This window comes from Deltaproteobacteria bacterium (assembly GCA_016874775.1).
Taxonomy (GTDB): Bacteria; Desulfobacterota; Binatia; order Bin18; family Bin18; genus VGTJ01.
Window position 1 is genome coordinate 12,639 of record VGTJ01000006.1, and the last position, 20,873, is coordinate 33,511.

A 20,873-nucleotide genomic window follows, 5' to 3' on the forward strand; every position below is an offset into this window, starting at 1 on the left:
ATCGGTCCTTGTCTCCTGCCTAGACTGTGAGCAGACACTGACTATTTCCTGAGCATCTACAGCCATGCCCGTCCCCTGCTGCTCACTTTCTATTCACTCATTAGTGTCACATCTCGGAGGTGCAAGCTCATCGAGTCATGGCTGTGAGCAGCTCACCAATGATACAAGGACGCCGATTTTATTGCAGATTCTTTTCCACCATCTTCTCGCAAAGCGACAAAATTAATCTGCGGGCACTCTCATTGCACCCTGCCGTACTGCTGAGGCAACGTGCAGTCCGAACCTTGGCGCGGACTTTGCGATGACACAGGACACGAGCATCAGCGCATACGTCTCATCATCAAAGGAAGAAGGAGGAACAGCATGTTCACAGGATCTCGGTTCTTGAGGGTTGGCCCCAGCATAGTTCGAGCAGGAGCCGTGTTATCAACGCTCGTCTACAGCACAGCAGCATGGGCAGAAGAAGAAGCCGCGGCGGCGGCGGCAGCCGCACCACCAGCGATCGATACTGGCGACACAGCCTGGGTTCTCACTGCGTCGGCACTAGTCCTCATGATGACCCTCCCAGGTCTCGCCTTGTTTTATGGAGGGTTGGTTCGCGCCAAAAATATCCTCAATGTTCTCATGCAGTGCTTCATTTCTGCTGGCGTTATCGGTGTCCTGTGGATTCTTGTTGGCTATAGTTTAGCGTTCGGTACTGGTAATGCGTGGATCGGAGACCTCTCGAAGCTTGGCTTAAGTGGCGTTACGCTTGAGTCGGTATCGGCAAACTTTGCGAGTCCGCCGCGGAACATTCCTGAGTATGTCTTCATCATGTTCCAGGCGATGTTTGCGATCATTACCCCGGCCCTCATTCTCGGTGCGATTGCCGAACGGATGAAGTTTGGGGCGTGGACAGTGTTTATCACTATCTGGTTGCTTGTCGTCTATTGCCCGATTGCGCATATGGTATGGTCAGCTGAAGGATGGATCTTCAAATCGAGCGCAATTGACTTCGCCGGTGGGCTCGTCGTGCATATGTCGAGTGGGTTCTCTGCCCTCGTGGCAGCCATCATGCTTGGCAAACGTCGGGGGTTTGGCAAAGATCCGATGCCACCTCACAGCCTGCCATTGTGCCTCATTGGAGCTGGCCTGCTGTGGACAGGATGGTTCGGTTTCAATGCTGGTAGTGCACTGAGCGCCAGCCCACTTGCGACCCTCGCGTTTCTCAACACCGGCACTGCCGCTTCAGCTGCTGTCGTCGTCTGGGCATTGATCGAGTGGCTTCATCGCGGCAATCCTACCGCCCTGGGTGGCGCCACGGCTGCTGTCGCCGGTCTGGTGGCCATTACCCCTGCCTGCGGAAACGTCAGCCCGATGGGAGCAATCTATATTGGCATCGGAGTCGCGATTATCTCGTATGCCGCTTGCACATTCCTCAAGCCCGCGTTTGGGTACGATGACTCACTCGATGTGTTCGGCGTTCATGCCCTCGGTGGTGCATGGGGCGCATTGGCCTCCGGCATCTTCGCCACCACCTTAGGGTCAGGGATTGAAAGCAACATGCAGCAGGTCATGGTGCAATTGAAAGGGATTGTGTTCGTGGCCATCTTTGCGCCAGTCATGACCTTCATTATTCTCTCGATTCTGAAGCTCGTCTTCGGTTCACTACGGGTGTCAGACGAAGAAGAGTTCGGTGGACTCGACCTGTCGCAGCATAGCGAGAGCGCCTACGCCTTTGGCACTGGCGGGGGCTCAGTCCTTTCAGAGATCGGTGCCCACCAGAGCACCTCGATCAGTTCGATTGGCGTGCTGTCGGAATCAACAAAACCTGCGTAAGCCATCTCGCGGGAGCAAACTGCCATCCTGAGCGTAGCGAAGGGTCTGAGAAAGGTTCTTCGCAGCGCTCACCATGACCCAAACGTCGAGTCACACGACAAATAGGTTCCAACGGCCTCCATCTCGATCCAGGCTTCCTCCTCATCCTGACCTGGATCAGTCACTCCAAAAACGTACGACAATGAAGTCGGTTGACACCTCAAGGTGCTGTTATGAACGCATTGCACGATCGACTCGAAACTCTGTTCTCCATCAGCACCGAAATCTGCTCGACCTTACAACTTGATGAAGTCTTGCAACGCGTTGTTGCGCACGCCTGTCGGTTAATGGATGCTCGTATCGCCTCACTGCTCCTCATCGATAAAGACAATAGTGTGCTCCGTCCGGCAGCAACGTACGGTGCGAGCGAAGCCTATCTTGCCCTTCCAGATCGTGACGTAGCAGCGAGCTTCACTGGTGAAGTGATCAAAAGTGGTCGTCCGCTGTACATCCCAGATGTGCGTAAAGAAGACCGCTTTCGCCTCTCCGCACTGGCTCGGCAAGAAGGGCTCTGCACGCTTGTCTCTGTTCCGCTACGCACTAAAAATGACATCATCGGAGCACTGAATATTTATACACCGGAGCTTCGTCATTTTGATGAAAGCGACATTCGTTTACTCACCCTTCTCGCGAGCCAATCAGCGATCGCGATCGAAAACGCGCGTCTTCATGCCGATGAAATGGAGGCCCGCGAACGCTTGCGCCAGTCGGAAAAACTCGCTGCCCTCGGTAAGCTGTCGGCTGGCCTCGCGCACGAACTACGTAACCCGCTCAATACCGTCAGCATGCTCATGTATGCGATGGCCCAAGAACTGCCGCCCGAGAACTCTCTCTGCAACGATCTCCGCATCGTGCAAGGGGAGTTGCGACGTATGTCGTTGCTGATTGAACAGTTCCTTGAATTCGCGCGTCCGCGACCGCCACATTTCCAACGCGATCGCCTTGATGAAATCATGGAAGAGACGCTACTCCTCATCGGCCCAGAAGCACGCACACGTGGAGTCACTATTCATAAAGAGTGGGAAAAAGGCTTGCCACAAGTCTGGGTTGATGGCGCACAGATTAAGCAGGTCTTTCTCAACCTCTTACTGAATGCGCTCCAAGCAATGACACGAGGAGGCACCCTCACTGTCCGCCTCCACGTGAGCGGTGGAAGTCTGTTAGCTTCGATTGCTGATGAAGGCGGAGGTATTCCACCGGAGGTACGAGAGAATTTGTTCGAGCCATTTTTCACAACCAAAGCTGGAGGTACCGGACTCGGATTATCGATCTCGCAACGAATCGTCGAAGGACATAACGGTCGGTTACGGCTCTTTTCACAACCAGATGTTGGAACCACAGCGGTGGTAAGGCTCCCCTTGTAAGCCGTCAGCGGGCAGCTCTCAGCATGCAGTAGAAAAGAAAAACGAAGAGCAAATGCAGATCTCGTTGTCTCGCTGACTGCTGACCGCGGATCGCTGAGAGCATGTGTCTATGACAAAAATTCTTATCGTCGACGACGAACGTAATGTCCACTACTCTTTCCGTCGGGTGTTGGGGAATGAGTATACAGTGACCTCCGCGTTCTCCGGCAAAGAAGCGATCCAATACGTACACGACGACGACTTTCAGCTTGTCTTGCTCGACGTGCGCATGCCCGGAGAAAACGGGCTTGATATACTGCAAGAGATCAAAGCTCTCCACCCAGAACTCCCTGTGATTATGATGACAGCGTTTGCCTCAGCGGAGACCGCAATCCGTTCAACGACCCTCGATGCAGAAGACTACCTCATCAAACCGCTTGATGTAGACAATCTGAAGCAACTCATCACCACGATCTTACAGCGGCGGCAACCAGAGCTTGCCGCCGCGGCGACCACCTTAGAAATGCCGATGGCTGGCACTGTCCCTATGTTAGGCCAGAGTCGCGCCATGCAGGAAGTCTATAAGATCATCGGCAAAAGCGCGGCCCGTGATGTGACCGTCCTCATTACCGGAGAAAGCGGCACCGGCAAGGAACTGATCGCGCGCGCACTGCACACGTATTCGAGTCGCTTCCAGAATCCATTTCTGGCGATTAATTGCGCCGCCATTCCCGACACCTTGTTGGAAAGCGAGCTATTCGGCTATGAGCGTGGCGCGTTCTCTGGCGCAGTCGAAGCACGGCCCGGCAAGTTCGAGCTCGCACAAGGAGGCACGCTGTTTCTCGACGAGATTGGCGATATGCCGATCCTCCTGCAATCGAAATTGCTCCGCGTCTTACAGGAACGCGAGTTGTATCGCTTAGGGGCGCGTGAATCACGTCACGTCGACGTGCGGATCATCGCTGCCACCAACCAAGAGCCTGAACACCTCATCCAGGTCGGTCGTTTCCGTGAGGATCTCTATTACCGCTTAAACGTCGTACGCATCGCCCTGCCGCCGCTGCGCGAACGCGGAGAAGATATTCCCCTGCTTGCCGAGTATTTTCTCAAGAAACATCAACAAACCGATCCACAAGGACCGTCGGGATTCTCCAAAGCCGCCCGCCAACAGCTCCTCGCCTACCCGTGGCCTGGGAATGTGCGTGAGCTGGAAAATGTCATCGCCCAAGCCGTGCTCAACGTCCGTGGCAGTGTCATTGATGTGGAGGATCTCATGCTCACCAGCGATACAGTGCGCACACCACGAAATGCAGGAGAACTCACTGACCCTTCTGCGCTAACAATTGATACCCTCTTTGAGCAAGAAGCAGGCAACGTATTTGCTGCCACCGAACGGTTGCTGATTGCAAAAGCCCTCGAACGCACCCGCCAAAATCAAGTGCAAGCCGCGCGTCTCCTCGGTGTCAGCCGCAATGTGCTTCGTGATCGCATGAAACGGTATCAACTGTTCGATGCTGATTCCGGCGAGGTGCCTCGCCGGGGCGTCTCTACCTGAGGCGTCGTTCCATCGCCTGCTGCTCCAGCAACACTTTGCTGTACCTACTGCCTTCGCCTTAGCCAGCCCTCTCTTTTCCCCTGAGCTACTGCTGCTTGAGAAAATTTAGTTTTTCTACATCAGCCCAGCAGTTACCTATGTTTCCGGTCCGCATGCGTCTTCGGCACAGGTCTTGCTGACCTGTGGATGTCCACTGCGCTTCATCCCACACATACAAATGTCATAAGAAGGAGGTTGTTGTTGCGCATGAGGAAAGATCAGCCAACATCCCCGCGCCCGTTTTCTCGTCGTCAGTTCTTACAAGTATCCGGCCTGACCACATTGATGACTGGCCTCCCTGCAACCTGGGCAGGTCGCGTCTTTGCCTCCGATGCTCCTGAGACACCGCAGATTCGTATAGGCATTATCGCTCTCACTGATTGTTCTTCGATCGTGATGGCTTACGAAAAAGGGTTCTTCAAGCAACATGGCCTCGATGTCACCGTCTCCAAAGAAGCGTCGTGGGCGGTGATTCGCGACAAACTCCAACTTGGTGAAAACCACGCGACTCACATGTTGTATGGTATGCCCTACGCCTCGACTATGGGACTCTTCGGCGCGCCAGTCAAACCGATGATCATTCCCTGGGTCATCAACTACAATGGCCAAGGTATCTCTTTAAGTAAGGACTTAAAGGAGAAAGGCGTTCGCACTCCGAGTGATCTTAAGAAAATGATCGACGAAGAGAAAGCTGCTGGCAAAGAGCCGCGCACGTTTGCCATGACCTTTCCGCCAGGGACGCATGCGATGTGGATTCGCTACTGGTTGGGTTCCGGCGGCATCAACCCCGATAAAGATGTGTCACTCATCACCATCCCACCACCGCAGATGGTCGCTAACATGAAAGTCGGCAAGATGGATGGCTTCTGTGTTGGCGAGCCCTGGAATGCGCGCGCGATCGCCGATGGCATTGGCTTCACCGCCATCACCACCCAGGCCATCTGGCCCAATCACCCGGAGAAAGTGTGTGCGTTCACCGCTGAGTTTGCCGAAAAGAACCCCAAGACGGTGAAAGCGGTATTGAAGGGGCTCCATCAGGCCAGTGAGTTCATCGACAAATTAGAGAATCGCCCTGAAGTAGCAGAAATCGTTTCTCGTCCTGCCTACATCAACTGTCCGAAAGAAATCATCCTTGGCCGCCTGCTGGGTAAGTATGACCACGGCGATGGCAGCGGCGAATACGAGGATAAAGACTACATGCGGTTTTTCGAACGTGGCGTGAATTTTCCCTGGAAATCACACGGAGTGTGGTGGCTGAGCCAGTTCCGGCGCTGGGGGATGGTCAAAGGATCATCAGATTACAAAGGGACGGTTGATAAAGTACACCGCCCGGACATCTATCGCGAAATCGCCAAAGAGATGGGAGTCGTAGCCCCGACAGAAGACACCAAAGCCGAGAAACTGCTCGACGGAGTGGCGTTCGATCCTGCGAAACCAGACGAATACGCTAAGGCGTTCACGGTGAACAACGTCATGGAGGCGTGAAGAAAGGCTGAAGGCCGAAGGCTATAGGCTGAAGAGCTCATACGACAGCGGTTTTCAGTTGGCTTTACTCTGGTCATTATCCTCGTCCCTGTTCGCAGTCTCGGATTTCCCCTCTCCCTGGCAGGGAGAGGGCTAGGGTGAGGGTCGAAAGCTGGAGTTCAGGTATGCAAGTAAAACTTGCGCTAAAAGCCGAGGCTGACGACGAAAAGGAGCACAGTTCATGAGAATTCAACACCTCAAAGCCATAGGATTTCCCCTCATTGGCATCCTCAGTGTAGTAGTATTATGGTCGCTGCTCAGTGCGACAGTCGCACCAGATCTCCCCTCACCAGCGCGCAGTTGGGAGGAGTCGAAACGCTACATCCTGGAACCGTTCTTCAAAGAAGGCGAAATGAACCAAGGGATCGGGCGACTCGCCTATTACAGCCTGATCCGCGTTGCCCAAGGCTATTTTCTCGCGATCTTGATCGGCACCCCACTGGGATTCCTGTTAAGTCTGTCGCGCAATTTTACCCAAGCATTTGATCCACTCATCCAGATTCTCCGCCCGATTTCGCCGCTCGCGTGGTTACCGTTAGGCTTAATCTTGTTCCAAAAATCCGAACCGGCAGCGCTTTTCACCATCGCTGTCTGCGCTATGTGGCCAACGGTGATTAACACCGCCGTCGGTGTCCGCAATATCAATCCGGACTACTTGAACGTCGGTCGCGTTTTGCGCCTGTCACGGTGGCAAATGCTCACCAAGATTATTATTCCAGCTACTATCCCTTATCTCTTCACCGGCTATCGCCTGAGTCTGGGCATCGCCTGGCTGGTGATTGTTGCGGCAGAGATGCTGACTGGCGCGGTCGGTGTCGGCGGCTTCCTCTGGCAGGAGTATAACAGCCTCGTCTATTCCCACATCATTCTCGCCATCGTCACTATTGGTTTAATTGGATACCTACTCGATCGACTCATGGCGATGGCGGAAATGCGTTTCCAACGGGCATAACGTGTATGAATCTTCTTGAACTGAGACACATTGAAAAAAGCTTTACTGGTCGCACCGAGCCGGTCCTCGCTGACATTGACCTGAGCATCCCTGAAGGCCAGTTCACTGCGATTGTCGGCTGCTCAGGCGCAGGTAAAACCACGCTCATCTCGTTACTCGCAGGGCTAACCATACCAGACCGTGGTGAAGTGATCTTCGATGGCAAGCCAGCACTGGAACCAGGGCCAGAACGCGCGATCGTGTTTCAGAATTACTCGTTGTTACCCTGGCTTACCGCGCTTGAAAATGTTGCGCTGGCAGTTTCCGCCGCGTCGCCGCAACTGGGGCGCAAAGAGGTCATAGAACAGGCGCAGTATTTTGTCGATTTAGTAAAGTTATCTGCCGCAGCTGGTAAACGACCGCGGGAACTGTCAGGTGGTATGCGCCAGCGGGTTGCGCTTGCTCGCGCACTGGCGATGGAACCACGTGTGCTGTTACTCGATGAACCTCTCAGCGCGCTCGATGCACTTACCCGTGCGACCATGCAGGATGAACTGGCGCGCATCTGGAGCGAGGCAAAGACTACAGTCATCATGGTCACCAATGACATTGATGAGGCAATCTTGCTCGCAGATTGTGTGTATTCGCTCACTCGCGGACCACGTGCCACTTTGGGCCGTGCCATTCCCGTTACGCTTCCCCGCCCACGAGTACGCAGCGGACTCAGTCTCAAACCTGAATATCAACACGCGCGGCGGGAAATCATTCGATCCTTGGAGGGGATAAAAAAACACGACGTAGAAACCCTGGTCGCCCACGAAAAAGTCCAATCCCTACCCCCTAACCCCCAACCCCTAGTTGCGAACCCCTAACTCCCAGTCTCTCTAACTCCCAATCCCCAGGTCCTATGAGCACATTAATGATCGACATTTGGCAGCTCCGCAAAGTCTACGACACCCCTACCGGCCCAGCAGTGATTGTTGAGGATTTCACTCTCAAAGCCAAAGAAGGCGAATTCATCTGCGTGATTGGTCACTCCGGCTGTGGAAAGTCGACAGTCCTCTCCATCGTGATGGGCCTCAACGAACCAACCTCCGGCAACGTGATCGTCGCTGGCAAAGAGGTAACCGGCCCTGGACGCGACCGTGGTGTCGTCTTTCAAACTGCGGCACTACTCCCGTGGATGACCGTGCGAGAGAACTTGTTGTTAGCCATCGACCAACAAGATGTTCACGCCACAAAGAAAGAACGCGAACAGCTCGCAGATCGTTATCTCACGCAAGTTGGTCTCGAAGGACAAGGTGATCGCATGCCAGATGAACTCTCAGCCGGTATGCGTCAACGTGTCGGTATTGCCCGCGCCTTTGCGGTGGAACCACGCGTGTTGTTGCTTGACGAACCGTTTAGTTTGCTTGACGCGTTTACCCGCATGGAACTGCAGGACCAGCTTATTGACCTGTGGGAACGCACGCGCAAGACGGTCATGATGGTGACACACGATGTCGATGAAGCACTGCTGCTGGCCGATCGCATCGTCATGATGACCAACGGCCCGGCGGCACGTATCGGCGGTATTCTCGACGTACCACTGCCACGCCCACGCAAACGTGAGCGCATTCTCGAAGACCCGGCCTATTATCCGGCGCGCGATCAGCTCCTGACATTTCTCGAAACTGGTGTCTCGCCAACTTCAAGTATGAACAGAAAGGATACGAAAGGTGAAGTGTCCCTGGCGTCTTCTTCCCTTAGCAGCCATGCTGTTCGTCACGATCCCCCCGCCGTTCTTCAGTCACGCTGAAGTCCCCCTGACACAAATTTCACCCAAACTTTCTGTGAGTGGTAGTCTCCGTATTCGCACGGAGTTGTGGAATTGGTTCGAGCCGAAAGGGTCGTTTGATAATGACTACGTCTTCGCGTCGTTCCTTGGACGAGGCGCGCTACAGTGGAAAGACGATTGGTTCGATGTGATGGTCGAAGCACAAAACTCCTCGCTGCTTGGGCTGCCAGATAAAGCCATCGCACCAGCGCCGCAGGGCAATCTCGGTCTTGGGGCGGTTTATTTTGCCCATAACCGCCGCCAACATGATACTGGTATTTTTCTCAAACAAGGCTTTGTCCTCTTCAAGAAGGTTGCTGGACTTGAAGGACTCACCCTCAAAGGTGGACGCTTCGAGTTTTCTGAAGGCAACGAAGTGCTCACTAAAGAGCCAACTCTTGATTGGCTCAAGAATGTGCGGCTCTCGCAACGACTGATCGGGCCATTTGGCTGGTCACATGTTGGCCGTTCATTCGATGGTGGAGTCGCGAGCCTCACATATGGTCCGCTCAATCTCACTGCGATGGCCGCACATCCAACGCAGGGCGGGTTTGATCTTCAGGGAATGAAGCACATGAACGAGATTGATTTGATGTATACCTCGATTAATCTCACCCGTCCTTCGTTTGCTACCAATACAGACGCTCGGCTCTTCTACATTTATTTCAAAGACGATCGCGGGTTACTAAAATCCGACAACCGCCCACTGCCTGCGCGTCAGGCAGATACGCGCCATATCGATGTCCATACGCAAGGTGGGCATATCATTTCCGTGTTTCCCACCAGCGCTGGACCAATCGACACCTTGGCTTGGGGGGCGATTCAGCAAGGAGACTGGGGCAGGCTCGACCACAAGGCTTGGACCTGGAACCTCGAACTCGGCTGGCAACCCAGTATGCTGCCGTGGAAACCGTGGCTGCGCATTGGCTACGGGCGCTCCTCTGGTGATGATAATCCACGCGACGGCGATCACGGCACGTTCTTTCAACTGCTTCCCACCGCGCGCATCTACTCGTTCTCAACCTTCTATAACCTCATGAACAGTGAGGATGGCTTCGTGCAACTGATTCTGCGCCCGATTCCTGGCCTGGTTTCGCGTACTGATTTTCACAACATTCGCGTGGTTGAAGCACGCGACCTCTGGTATCAAGGCGCAGGAGCGACACTCTCTAACCGTAACGTCGGCTTTGGCTTTCCTGGTCGACCAGTCTTCAGGCAGCGCAATCTCTTTCAAGTGGTCGAAACCTCGCTCAGTTATGATGTCAACAAATACATCAACCTCAATCTCTACTACAGCCATCTCTTCGGTGGTGGCGCTGTCCACTCCATTTTCGCCGACGATCACGCTGATTTTGGCTACGTCGAAATGTTGTTCAAACTCTAGGCGCCTCTAGGATAGATTGACACTCGATTCCCTCGGGCTACGATGGCAGGCGTCGGTGGCAACTTGCCAATCAACCAGCGAAAGGGGATGAGTAATGAAGGGATCACCAGAAGTCATTAAAACGCTCAACGATCTATTGCGGGGAGAACTCGCCGCGATTAACCAGTACTTTATGCATGCGTCGCTGTGTAATAAGTGGGGCTATATGCGGATGTATAAGACGATCTACGATGAATCACTCGAAGAGATGAAACATGCTGAACAGCTCATCGATCGGATTCTGTTCCTCGAAGGCTCTCCTACCGTGAGCGATTCCGTGAAAGTGAACATCGGCAAAAACGTGAAAGAGATGTTAGAAAATGATCTTGCCTTAGAAAAAGAAGGACTGCCAGAACTTCGCAAAGCAGTATCGTTCTGCCTGGAACAAGCCGATACTGGCACGCGCGAACTGATCGAGCATATTCTTGTCGGCGCAGAAGAGCACATCCATTGGCTTGAGTCGCAAACCTTTTTGCTGCAACAGGTGGGCTACGAAAATTACTGCGCACAGCAGATTCAGCCTGCGTAGACGGTACCAAAACAGGATAATGGCGATAGGTACAATGAGTGATAACCATAAAGGAGAACGCTCATCAGCACTCGCCTTTATGGATTGATAACGACTTCACGAGTAGGACCACGGAACAGTACTTCCAAGCGGTTCAGCACATCTGTAATCCACCGTGTTGACGAAACTCTACGGTAAGTACAGGTAAGGGTTCATGAGGATACGTAGTGTCGTACGAAAACGTCACGCGACGCATACGGCTCGGTTCGTTCTCATGTCCTACACAAGTGATGAATGGATGTTGTCCCGACGCTTGTGCCGTATGAAACACCTCGACCGCGCTCTTGCCAGAGACAATGACACGACCGTTAGCGAACCCAATCCATTGATCTGCATATCGGGAAAGTAATTGGTCCCGCTGCGCCCAATACTCAGCCTCCTTCGTCTTCCATTGCGGATGAATGCGTCTTGCAATATCAGGAGGCAGACCTGCAATCAAACTTTTCATGCGACACCTCAGTGAATCTCACCCACATCAAGGAATTATGCACCCGGCACATCCGATAGCGAGAGAGAGGATCAGCCAACAAGGGAACAACTCGGTAACAAATCTCATGACATTCAGAGTTCTTTATCATAGGAGAGAGAAACCATCAGAGTCAGTCCTCCGTCCCTCCTGCCTGAAATTTCATCCTCTGCTGCTTGCTACGCAACAGCTCACCACACGGTCTTAACCTCGAACAAAAAAATCTCTCGACTTTCCGCTGCCGCTGTAGACTCAGCATCGTGGCATGGTTCCTGCTGAATAGAAGACAGAGCGTACGATGCGCTGATGCCCAAAGGGAGGAAATTCCCTCATTTCTCCTCCCGTAATTCGGGAGATGGCGTTCCCTCCGTCATCTCCCGCCCTCCTATCAGGCAAAGAAAAGGAGCCATAGGGAGTATGTCCATTGCCCACCGCGAGCGACTAGTTGTGATTGGCAACGGTATGGCTGGTGCCCGAGTTGTCGAAGAAATCCTGCAACGCGATGCCCAACGCTTCACGATCACGATGTTCGGCGCGGAACCGTATGGCAACTATAATCGTATCCTGCTCTCTAACGTCCTGAACGGCTCACAAAAAATCGAAGAAACCATTCTCAATCCGCTAGACTGGTACGCAGAGAATCACATCACGTTACATACTGGCGTGAAAGCGAGGCTGATCGATCGCGTCCGACGCGTTGTTATCGGCAACGCGTTATTTCGTCACGCAACTCCCTACGGCATTGATGGCTGTGATCCCCATGGGAGATTCACCGAGGAACCTTATGATAAGGTCATTATCGCAACTGGCTCGCGTCCGTTTGTTCCTCCCCTGCAAGGCATGGGCAAGCCTGGGACTTTTCTTTTCCGCACGCTCGATGACTGCGAACAGATTGCGCACTATGCGAAACACTGTCGCAAAGCGGTGGTGGTTGGAGGTGGTTTGTTGGGCCTTGAAGCAGCCAGAGGCCTGCTCACCCACGGGGTCGACGTCACGGTCATTGAAGCGCTTCCCCAGCTCATGGCCGCGCAACTCGACCCCGAGTCGGGTGAGTTATTGAAGAAGACAATCGAGCAGATGGGGATTCAAGTCTTGCTGGCCAAACTCTCTTCACAAATTCTCGGCGAAGAACGGGTTACCGGCATTCAGTTCAACGACGGTACGATACTTGATACCGATATGATCGTGGTCAGTACCGGTATCCGCCCGATCACGGAAACTGCCAAAGATTCAGGGCTGACGGTCGAACGCGGCATTGTCTGCGATGACCAACTGCGTACCAATGATCCTGAGATTTTCGCGGTCGGTGAATGTGTCCAGCATCGTGGTATGATCTATGGACTTGTCGATCCGATCTGGCAGCAAGCCAAAACCATTGCGGATGTCCTCACTGACGTGAATCCGCAAGCGACATACCTGGGATCGAAGCTCTCGACTAAACTGAAAGTGATGGGCGTTGAGCTGGCATCAATGGGTGACCCAAGAGCTATCGAGCCTGAAGACGATGTCGTTGTCTATCGCGAACCCTCACGTGGCGTCTACAAACGCATGGTCGTGCGCGATAAGAAACTCATCAGCGCGATTCTTCTCGGCGAAACTGACACCGCTGGTGTATTGGCGCAGATGTTTACCCTTGAAACGGCTGTGCCAGAACGACGCGCGGACTTGCTATTCGGCACCTCGACTGGCGCTCCTATCCTGTCCGTATTCGACCTGCCTGACCAAGCGCAGATCTGTAACTGCAATGGCGTCGCTAAGGGTAAGATCAAAGAAGCAATCATGATCGGCAAATGCAAGTCGATGTCCAAAGTCGGCGCCCACACCAAAGCTGGCACTGGCTGTGGCAGTTGTAAGCCGCTGATTATGCAATTGCTGGAAGTGTATGCCGGTGAAGTGCAGGAAGATCCGACTGAGCACTATTATGTTCCTGGCGTGCCGTTTACCAAGCCGGAATTAATTGCCGCCATCAAAGCCAAGGGACTCAAGAGCGTTAGCGCAGTCTTCCGTGAACTCGCGAGCGGCAAAGAAGATCCCGGTAGCAAGCCGGGACTCGCGTCGCTACTGAAATCGTTGTGGCCGCACGACTACGAAGACGAACGCGATGCGCGCTTCATCAATGACCGCGTGCATGCCAACATTCAACGCGATGCCACGTTCAGTGTGGTGCCGCGCATCTATGGCGGTGTGACCTCAGCCGCAGAGCTGCAGCGTATTGCCGAAGTCGCGGTGAAGTACAACGTACCGCTGGTCAAACTCACTGGTGGTCAACGTATCGACCTTCTAGGAATCAAGAAGGAAGATCTTCCTTCGGTGTGGAAAGATCTCGGCATGCCGAGCGGCCATGCCTACACCAAAGCGTTTCGCACCTGCAAGAGCTGCGTGGGGACTGATTTCTGTCGCTATGGACTTGGTGACTCAATTGCGCTCGCACAAAAAATCGAACGTCGCTTTCAAGGACTCGAATCACCCCACAAGATGAAGCTCGCAACTACTGGCTGTCCACGCAATTGTTCAGAAGCCTACGTCAAAGATCTTGGTGCCGTGGCGATCGAAGGTGGCCAATGGGAAATCTATATCGGCGGCGCAGCCGGTAGTTCAGTACGTAAAGGGGACCTGCTCTGCACGGTCAATACGCATGATGAAGTGCTGAAGTACATGGGTCGCTTCATGCAGTATTACCGCGAGAACGCCAAGTACCTCGAACGCACCTATGGGTTCGTTGAACGTCTCGGTATCGAGCGGTTACGCGACATTCTGATCGAAGACAAAGAAGGCATCTGCGCACGGCTTGATGCAGAAATCAACGCCGCTGTCGCTGCCTATAAAGATCCGTGGCTAGAAGCGGTTGAGCCAGTGCACGCAAGCCAGTTTGCTGAGCCGGTGGTGGTTGCACCAGCAACTCGCTGAAGAGTGGGAGAAAAGGGTAAAGGGGGATGACAAAAACTGAAACGGTGAATCGGTGTAGAAAAAATGAGAGAGATGATGAGTCTACAATCCTTACTAATCAGTGGAGGTCTCATCATGGCCTCACAGCAACTATCGTCAAAACAGGTAGTGAACCTCGGTTCGATTGACTTCATTCCTCTGGGTGAAGGCCGCGCTTACAAAGTCGGGAGTATTGCGGTTACGGTGTTTCGTCCGCGTGATGGTAAACTGTACGCGACGCAAAGCCACTGTCCACATCGCCAAGGCCCGTTGGCGGATGGAATCGTGGGCGCTGGCACCGTCATCTGCCCGTTTCATGCCTGGAAGTTTGATCTCGCCACTGGACATTGCGCCGCCGAGAACGTCACTCTGCGAACCTACCCCGTGTATGAACTCGACGGGCAACTCTTCATAGAAATTGAGTAACTCTTTTTTATGAATGCGCGGAAATCAACTACGGACATCTTCTCCACCCTAGCGCTCGACCGTGCGGCCTGTACTGCGGCGCTGATCGTGGGCGGACTCGTCACACTGTTTATCGCCATCGGCTCGCAGTGGCTTCGACATTTCGACTGGATGCTGCTGCACTACGCAATCGCCTCAGTCTTCGCTTTCGCCGCCAGTACCTATCGCATTGTCTTATGGCTGCGACGTCCACCGACTCAACGCTACTGGCAACAGAACTGGCGTCTGTTCCGCGCCGGTGGCATCAAAAATAGCCTGCAGATTGGCAAGTTACTGTTCAATAGCGTCGGCGCGCAAAAGTTCATCGCGCAACGCAGCCGCTATCGTTGGATCATGCATTTGTGTTTGTCGTGGGGTGGGATGCTCGCCTTCGCCCTCACCTTCCCGTTGGTGTTCGGGTGGGTGCATTTCGAAACCCCTGCCGATGATCTGAATAAATATCACGTCGTGTTCTTCGGCATGAAAGTACAAGAGTTTTCCATTCATTCACTGATCGGATTTATTACCTTCAACATGCTCAACATTGCCGCCGTCATCATGCTGGTCGGCGTGTTGATGGCACTCTATCGTCGTCTGACTGACGGCGGTGCAATTGCGCTCCAGCGTTTCAGCAACGACATCGCTCCTCTTCTTCTCCTCTTGGTGGTTGCGGCCAGTGGCCTCGGGCTCACCATCAGTGCGCATTTCATGAATGGTCGGGGATTTCCGTTTATCGCGGCAACCCACGCAGCCTCAGTGATTATCCTCTTACTCTCATTACCCTTCGGTAAGTTATTCCACATCTTCCAACGGCCAGCTCACATTGGGGTCGGGCTGTACAAACACGCTGGGCAAATGGGTGCACAGGCGCACTGTGGACGCTGCGGGGAAGCCTTCGCTTCGCAAATGCATGTTGACGATCTTAAGCAAGTTTTTGCTGAACTTGGAATGGATGCGCAGCTCGACGGACCGGTGTCGCACTATCAGGAGGTGTGTCCACCGTGTCGGCGACGGTTGCTCGCGCTCAACCAGGGCAAGACGATGACTGCAGTTAAGATGCAGTGGGTAGGAATTGAAGCAGCGCTGAATGGGAGAAACGGAGAGTGGGAGAACGGGAGAGAAAATAGAGAAGAACTTCTTTCACCCATTCCCCCACTCACCCATTCCCCCATTCGTTCTGCTACCGATTCCCACGTGGATACTCCAGCAGCGTAAAGAAAGTAAAAAGAGATGGCACAGCTCCCACTCTCAGAAGAGGCATTCATCGACCGCTACGGTCCCCACCTCAATTACGAACCCGCCGGTGGCTGGCAAGTTAGCACCACGCCAGACCGATTAGTGAAGACGCATTGCTGCTTTTGCGGAGTGCAGTGTGGCATCCAACTCAAAGTGCGCGATGAAAAAGTCGTGGGCTTTGAGCCGTGGTCTGATTTTCCGGTCAATCAAGGCAAGCTGTGCCCGAAAGGGGTCAAGCGCTACCTGCAGAATAATCATCCTGATCGCTTGCTCGCTCCGCTCGTCCGCACCGCAGATGGTTTTCGTGAAGCGGAGTGGGACGAGGTGCTAACCAAAGTGGTCGACAACATGCACCGCATTCAGCAGCAGTATGGCAAAGACGCCTTTGCTCTGCTCGGTGGTGCGTCGCTGACCAATGAAAAAGCCTATCTGATGGGCAAGTTTGCCCGCGTCGCGTTAGGCACTGCCAATATCGACTACAATGGTCGGTTGTGTATGGTCTCGGCCGGCGCAGGCAACAAGATGGCCTTCGGTATCGATCGGGCAGCGAATCCGTGGAGCGATATTCCACTCGCGAAATGCATTATCGTCACTGGCAGTAACGTTGGCGAATGCTTTCCGATTCTCACTAATTATCTCTGGCGTGCGCGTGATAATGGAGCAAAACTGATTGTTATTGACCCGCGCATGACACCGATCGCACGAACAGCGGATCTGTTCTTACCAGTCCGCCCTGGACGCGACAGCGCACTGATGAACGGCATCCTCCATGTCATGATCGAACGCGATTGGCTCGCTCATCAGTTTATTGCTGAACATACAGTGGACTTTGATAAGGTCCAAGAAACGGTCGCTGCCTACACTCCGCAATACACTGCCGAGATCGCTGGTGTACCAGCCGCGAATATCATCAAGGCCGCCGAGATGTGGGGCGAGGCGCCGACGTCGATGTTGCTCCATGCACGCGGTATCGAACATCACACCAAGGGTGTCGAGAATGTCCTTTCCTGCATTAACTTGGTGTTAGCCAGTGGACGTATCGGTCGCCCAGGCTGCGGATATGGCACCATTACCGGCCAAGGCAATGGCCAAGGTGGACGCGAACACGGCCAGCGTTGCAACCAGCTTCCTGGTGGACGTGACATCGAGAACCTGCATCACCGCCAGGAGATTGCTACCTTCTGGGGGATCGAAGAAGCTGAGCTGCCGCAGAAAGGACTCACGGCAGTCGAGATCTTCGACGCCATCAACGAAGGCAAAATCAAAGGACTGTTGTCGATCTCTTTTAATCCGCTGGTGTCGCTACCGAACGCGAGTCTCACCAAGGCGGCTTTAGAAAAACTGGAGTTCTACGCGGCAATCGAACCTTTCATGTCGGAAACCGCGCGGCATGCGGATGTTGTCCTCGCTGGTTCACTGCAAGAAGAAGACGAAGGCACGGTCACCAACGGTGAAGGGCGTGTCATTCGCTTACGGCAATCAGTTAAGCCACCAGCCAATGCTCGGGTCGATTGGGAGATCATTATCGATATCGCCCATCGCTTAGGCAAAAAATCATTCTTTCCGTATCACAAAGCTGAAGACCTGTTCAGTGAATTGACGCGCGCGTCTGCCGGTGGACCGATTGATTACGCAGGGATCACCTACAAACGCATTGAGGACAATAAAGGCGTCTTCTGGCCTTGTCCGAACCCACAACATCCTGGCACGCCACGCTTGTTTGAAGGTGGCAAGTTCGCCCATCCTGATGGCAAAGCACGATTTCACGCCATCCAGTATCGTCCACCTGCCGAAGACATCGACGCGGAGTATCCGATCCTCATGACCAGCGGTCGCGTTGTCTCGCAGTATCTCAGTGGCACCCAGACGCGACGGATTGGCCCATTGGTGGATCAGTATCCATCTCCGCAAGTGGAGATTCATCCAATGTTGGCGCAGAAAATCGGTATCAAATCTGGTGATACTGTCCATGTCGAAAGCCGCCGTGGCGAACTGTATTTGCCTGCACTGGTAGTGAAGACTATTCGGCCAGACACGATTTTCATTCCTTATCACTGGCCAGGTGCTCGCTCAGCCAACCGTGTCACTAATCGTGTTCTTGATCCGATCTCTAAGATTCCTGAGTTTAAGGTGTGTGCGGTACGGATCAACAGAGTAGATTTCGGAATGCGGATTGCGGATTGCGGATTGGCAAAGACGGATAATACCCTCTCCCTCGATGGGAGAGGGTTAGGGAAAGGGTGATTATCTCATGACCATGGAATTCTTTGTTGATCCCTCGCGCTGTATTGGCTGTCAGGCCTGTTTTCATGCCTGCGCGGAGTGCGAAAGTCATCGCGGATTGTCGATGATTCACCTCGACTTTGTTGATCGTTCGAGTTCACCGCAAACGACACCAACCGTCTGCATGCATTGCGAGGATCCGACCTGCGCGAAAGTGTGTCCGGCTGATGCGATCAAACAGACCGCCGAAGGCATAGTGCAATCCGCGCTAAAGCCGCGCTGCATTGGCTGCTCGAACTGTGTGTTGTCTTGTCCGTTTGGTGTACCGCGCTACCTACCCGCGCAAGATCAGATGATGAAATGCGACATGTGTTACGATCGTACGTCGGTTGGGCTCGCGCCAATGTGCGCAACTGTTTGTCCGAGCGGCGCGCTCTATTATGGTCCACGCGAGACAATCGAAAAGAGCCGCCGAGAAACACCAATCAACTCTTTCACCTTTGGCCGTCGCGTGGTCAAGACTAAAGTCAACATGATGGTCGGGAATGGGGCTGAAGAGTTGGACATCGATGTGGCAAGCTTCATGCTGGGGATTAGGGGTTGGCAGGAAAAAGGCTCTGGGATTTAGTAGAAAAAGACAATGGATACACACTCCCATACTTTATCATCTCCGGTTGCATCAAACATGACAAACCAACCCCTAACCCCGAACCCCCACCCCCCAGCTTTTCCCATTCCCTGGGAAGACGAACAAACCGTTACACGCCGTAACTTCATGTCGTTCGTCTTGCTACTTTCGACCACGCTTCTAGCGAGCACTGGCCTCCTTGGGCTCGTCAACTGGTTTCAGCGGCGATCAACTGCGCAGTTTACTCCCGCATTGATCGCTACAGTGAATGATGTACCGATCGCAAGTGCGAAGCTGTTCTCCTATCCAACTGCCCATGACCCGTGCCTGCTCATTCGTCTCGCAGAGAATCAGTTCGTCGCCTACAGTCAGAAGTGCACTCATCTTTCGTGCCCCGTGATTTATCAAGCGCAAAAGAACGAATTTTTCTGCCCGTGTCATGCTGGGCGGTTTGCGGTCGATGACGGACGTGTGCTTGGTGGCCCACCGCAACGGCCGCTTCCGCGCATCCTACTCAATGTGAAAGGCCACGAAGTGTGGGCGACTGGAGTCCACGTATGAGCACCCTGCCGACCACGGGCTATCAGCAACGGAATAACGTCTTTTCTCTAACTGCACTTTCAATGATTGTTTTGCTGTGCTTACAAATTTGGCTCTTTATCGAGGTCACGCATATCTCTTTAGGTGGGGATGGGCATTTTTCCTTACTGGCAACGGTTCTTTCTTTCATGTGCACCGCCGGAAACTGGCAATTGTGGACACTCCTCCATCGTAGAATTGGCGACTTCAGCCGATAAGAACAAAAAGACTTCAGGAGGGTGATCCATGCAAAAGAACGCATTTCAACGTGAACACATCGTCGACCAGATCAAGACCTTCTTTAGTGGTGTCCACGACATCTCAGACTTTTATCTCCGTATGTACACACTGAGCGGTATCTGTCGCACCTGCGATGGTCGCGGCTACGTGAACAGCACTGAAGAGGCCTGCCCAACGTGCCACTCCAGCGGCAGCAGTGACGTATGGCGTAATGCAGCACTAGCAAAGCAACAAGCACAGGAGCGGTAACGAACTTCGTGCGCACAGCGCACGCTACCTACCTGCGCTGCGCCACAATCAATTGCGCGATTCCCCCAGAAAGCGGATGACGCACCACCTGCTGAAACCCAGCCTGCTCAATCATGGCGCGAAATTCAGACGGACTGGGGAGATAGGACACTGACTTCGGTAAGTATGCATACGCCTGACGGTCCGAGAGAAGCCCGCCGACAAACGGCACCACACGGTTAAAGTAAAACTGATGGCCCCAACGCAAGACGACATTGGCAGGAGTATCGACTTCGAGCAGTGCCATTCTGCCGTCGGGCTTCAGTATGCGCGCAGCCTCAGCCAGCGCGACGGGAATCGATACAAAGTTGCGCAACGCAAAGCCTGATAGCACGACTGTCGTCGATGCATCTGGCAAGGGAACGCAGCCAGCATCAGCTTGAACAAACGAAGCCTTGATTCCTCGTCGTCGTGCACCCACCAGCATATTGCCAGCGAAATCCACGCCGATCACCCGAGCACCGGTTTGTGCAGCCAGTTCACTGAGATCTCCAGTCCCACAAGCGAGATCGACAACAACATCTTGTGAAGTTATCGCAACGGTACGAATCGTCTGTCGTCGCCAGCGCTGGTCGAGTTGAAACGAAAATAGACGATTGAGCGCATCGTAGCGCGGCGCGATGCGGTCGAACATCGTCCGTACGTACACCGCCTTGTCGTCAGTAGAAGGAAGAGCTCCTGGTAATTGCAGATTGCGGATTGCGGATTGCGGACTCTCTGGAACAGATTGCGGAGTGTGGATCGTGGATTGTGGGCCAACTTCTGTGGGTTGTTGCTTAGACATGAGT

19 protein-coding genes are annotated in these 20,873 nt (G+C 53.6%); 17 read left to right on the forward strand and 2 right to left on the reverse strand.

The genetic code is table 11. The features are described 5' to 3' along the window. Positions 1–363: 363 nt before the first annotated feature. From FJ147_01550 to bfr, 9 genes are all read left to right on the forward strand, one after another. Positions 364–1,818, forward strand: coding sequence for an ammonium transporter (locus tag FJ147_01550; protein ID MBM4254563.1), 1,455 nt, complete (start codon positions 364–366; stop codon positions 1,816–1,818). Positions 1,819–2,030: 212 nt separating this feature from the next. After that, positions 2,031–3,221: a GAF domain-containing protein gene (locus FJ147_01555; protein ID MBM4254564.1), complete on the forward strand. Its 1,191-nt coding sequence runs from the start codon at positions 2,031–2,033 to the stop codon at positions 3,219–3,221. Between the two features lie 109 nt (positions 3,222–3,330). Next, positions 3,331–4,755: a sigma-54-dependent Fis family transcriptional regulator gene (locus FJ147_01560; GenBank protein MBM4254565.1), complete on the forward strand. Its 1,425-nt coding sequence runs from the start codon at positions 3,331–3,333 to the stop codon at positions 4,753–4,755. Positions 4,756–5,001: 246 nt separating this feature from the next. Further along, complete coding sequence (locus tag FJ147_01565) at positions 5,002–6,279, forward strand: ABC transporter substrate-binding protein (protein ID MBM4254566.1); 1,278 nt, start codon at positions 5,002–5,004, stop codon at positions 6,277–6,279. 220 nt (positions 6,280–6,499) lie between these two features. Further along, positions 6,500–7,270, forward strand: coding sequence for a nitrate ABC transporter permease (gene ntrB / locus FJ147_01570; GenBank protein ID MBM4254567.1), 771 nt, complete (start codon positions 6,500–6,502; stop codon positions 7,268–7,270). 5 nt (positions 7,271–7,275) lie between these two features. Beyond that, positions 7,276–8,121, forward strand: coding sequence for an ABC transporter ATP-binding protein (locus tag FJ147_01575; GenBank protein ID MBM4254568.1), 846 nt, complete (start codon positions 7,276–7,278; stop codon positions 8,119–8,121). Positions 8,122–8,156: 35 nt separating this feature from the next. Next, a complete protein-coding gene (locus FJ147_01580) occupies positions 8,157–9,047 on the forward strand; it encodes an ABC transporter ATP-binding protein (protein MBM4254569.1) in 891 nt (296 codons plus the stop codon). Further along, positions 8,968–10,449 (forward strand): hypothetical protein, encoded by a 1,482-nt coding sequence (locus FJ147_01585; protein ID MBM4254570.1) that lies wholly within the window; start codon positions 8,968–8,970, stop codon positions 10,447–10,449. The genes FJ147_01580 and FJ147_01585 overlap by 80 nt, the downstream gene beginning before the upstream one ends. Before the next feature lie 94 nt (positions 10,450–10,543). Further along, positions 10,544–11,017, forward strand: a complete 474-nt coding sequence (gene bfr / locus FJ147_01590; GenBank protein ID MBM4254571.1) for a bacterioferritin — start codon at positions 10,544–10,546, stop codon at positions 11,015–11,017. Between the two features lie 133 nt (positions 11,018–11,150). On the opposite strand, the gene FJ147_01595 is transcribed toward bfr, so the two are convergent. After that, a complete protein-coding gene (locus FJ147_01595) occupies positions 11,151–11,504 on the reverse strand; it encodes a hypothetical protein (protein MBM4254572.1) in 354 nt (117 codons plus the stop codon). A 435-nt stretch (positions 11,505–11,939) separates the two neighbouring features. Here FJ147_01595 and FJ147_01600 point away from each other — a divergent pair, with 435 nt between their 5' ends. From FJ147_01600 to FJ147_01635, 8 genes are all read left to right on the forward strand, one after another. Next, on the forward strand, positions 11,940–14,429 hold the full coding sequence (locus tag FJ147_01600; protein ID MBM4254573.1) for an NAD(P)/FAD-dependent oxidoreductase: 2,490 nt from the start codon (positions 11,940–11,942) through the stop codon (positions 14,427–14,429). A 114-nt stretch (positions 14,430–14,543) separates the two neighbouring features. Further along, entirely contained in the window at positions 14,544–14,873 is a 330-nt protein-coding gene (locus tag FJ147_01605; protein MBM4254574.1) for a Rieske (2Fe-2S) protein, read from the forward strand. 9 nt (positions 14,874–14,882) lie between these two features. After that, positions 14,883–16,106 (forward strand): MFS transporter, encoded by a 1,224-nt coding sequence (locus FJ147_01610; protein MBM4254575.1) that lies wholly within the window; start codon positions 14,883–14,885, stop codon positions 16,104–16,106. A 15-nt stretch (positions 16,107–16,121) separates the two neighbouring features. Beyond that, positions 16,122–18,371, forward strand: coding sequence for a molybdopterin oxidoreductase family protein (locus tag FJ147_01615; GenBank protein ID MBM4254576.1), 2,250 nt, complete (start codon positions 16,122–16,124; stop codon positions 18,369–18,371). 7 nt (positions 18,372–18,378) lie between these two features. Beyond that, positions 18,379–18,978 (forward strand): 4Fe-4S dicluster domain-containing protein, encoded by a 600-nt coding sequence (locus FJ147_01620; GenBank protein MBM4254577.1) that lies wholly within the window; start codon positions 18,379–18,381, stop codon positions 18,976–18,978. Positions 18,979–18,990: 12 nt separating this feature from the next. After that, positions 18,991–19,539 carry a ubiquinol-cytochrome c reductase iron-sulfur subunit gene (locus FJ147_01625; GenBank protein ID MBM4254578.1) on the forward strand — a complete coding sequence of 183 codons (549 nt, stop codon included), beginning with the start codon at positions 18,991–18,993 and terminating at the stop codon, positions 19,537–19,539. Beyond that, positions 19,536–19,775, forward strand: a complete 240-nt coding sequence (locus FJ147_01630; GenBank protein ID MBM4254579.1) for a hypothetical protein — start codon at positions 19,536–19,538, stop codon at positions 19,773–19,775. Before FJ147_01625 ends, FJ147_01630 begins: the two co-directional genes overlap by 4 nt. A 28-nt stretch (positions 19,776–19,803) precedes the next feature. Continuing rightward, on the forward strand, positions 19,804–20,046 hold the full coding sequence (locus FJ147_01635) for a hypothetical protein (protein ID MBM4254580.1): 243 nt from the start codon (positions 19,804–19,806) through the stop codon (positions 20,044–20,046). A gap of 28 nt (positions 20,047–20,074) precedes the next feature. On the opposite strand, the gene FJ147_01640 is transcribed toward FJ147_01635, so the two are convergent. Then, positions 20,075–20,869: a ubiquinone/menaquinone biosynthesis methyltransferase gene (locus tag FJ147_01640; protein ID MBM4254581.1), complete on the reverse strand. Its 795-nt coding sequence runs from the start codon at positions 20,867–20,869 to the stop codon at positions 20,075–20,077. Between the last annotated feature and the right edge of the window lie 4 nt (positions 20,870–20,873).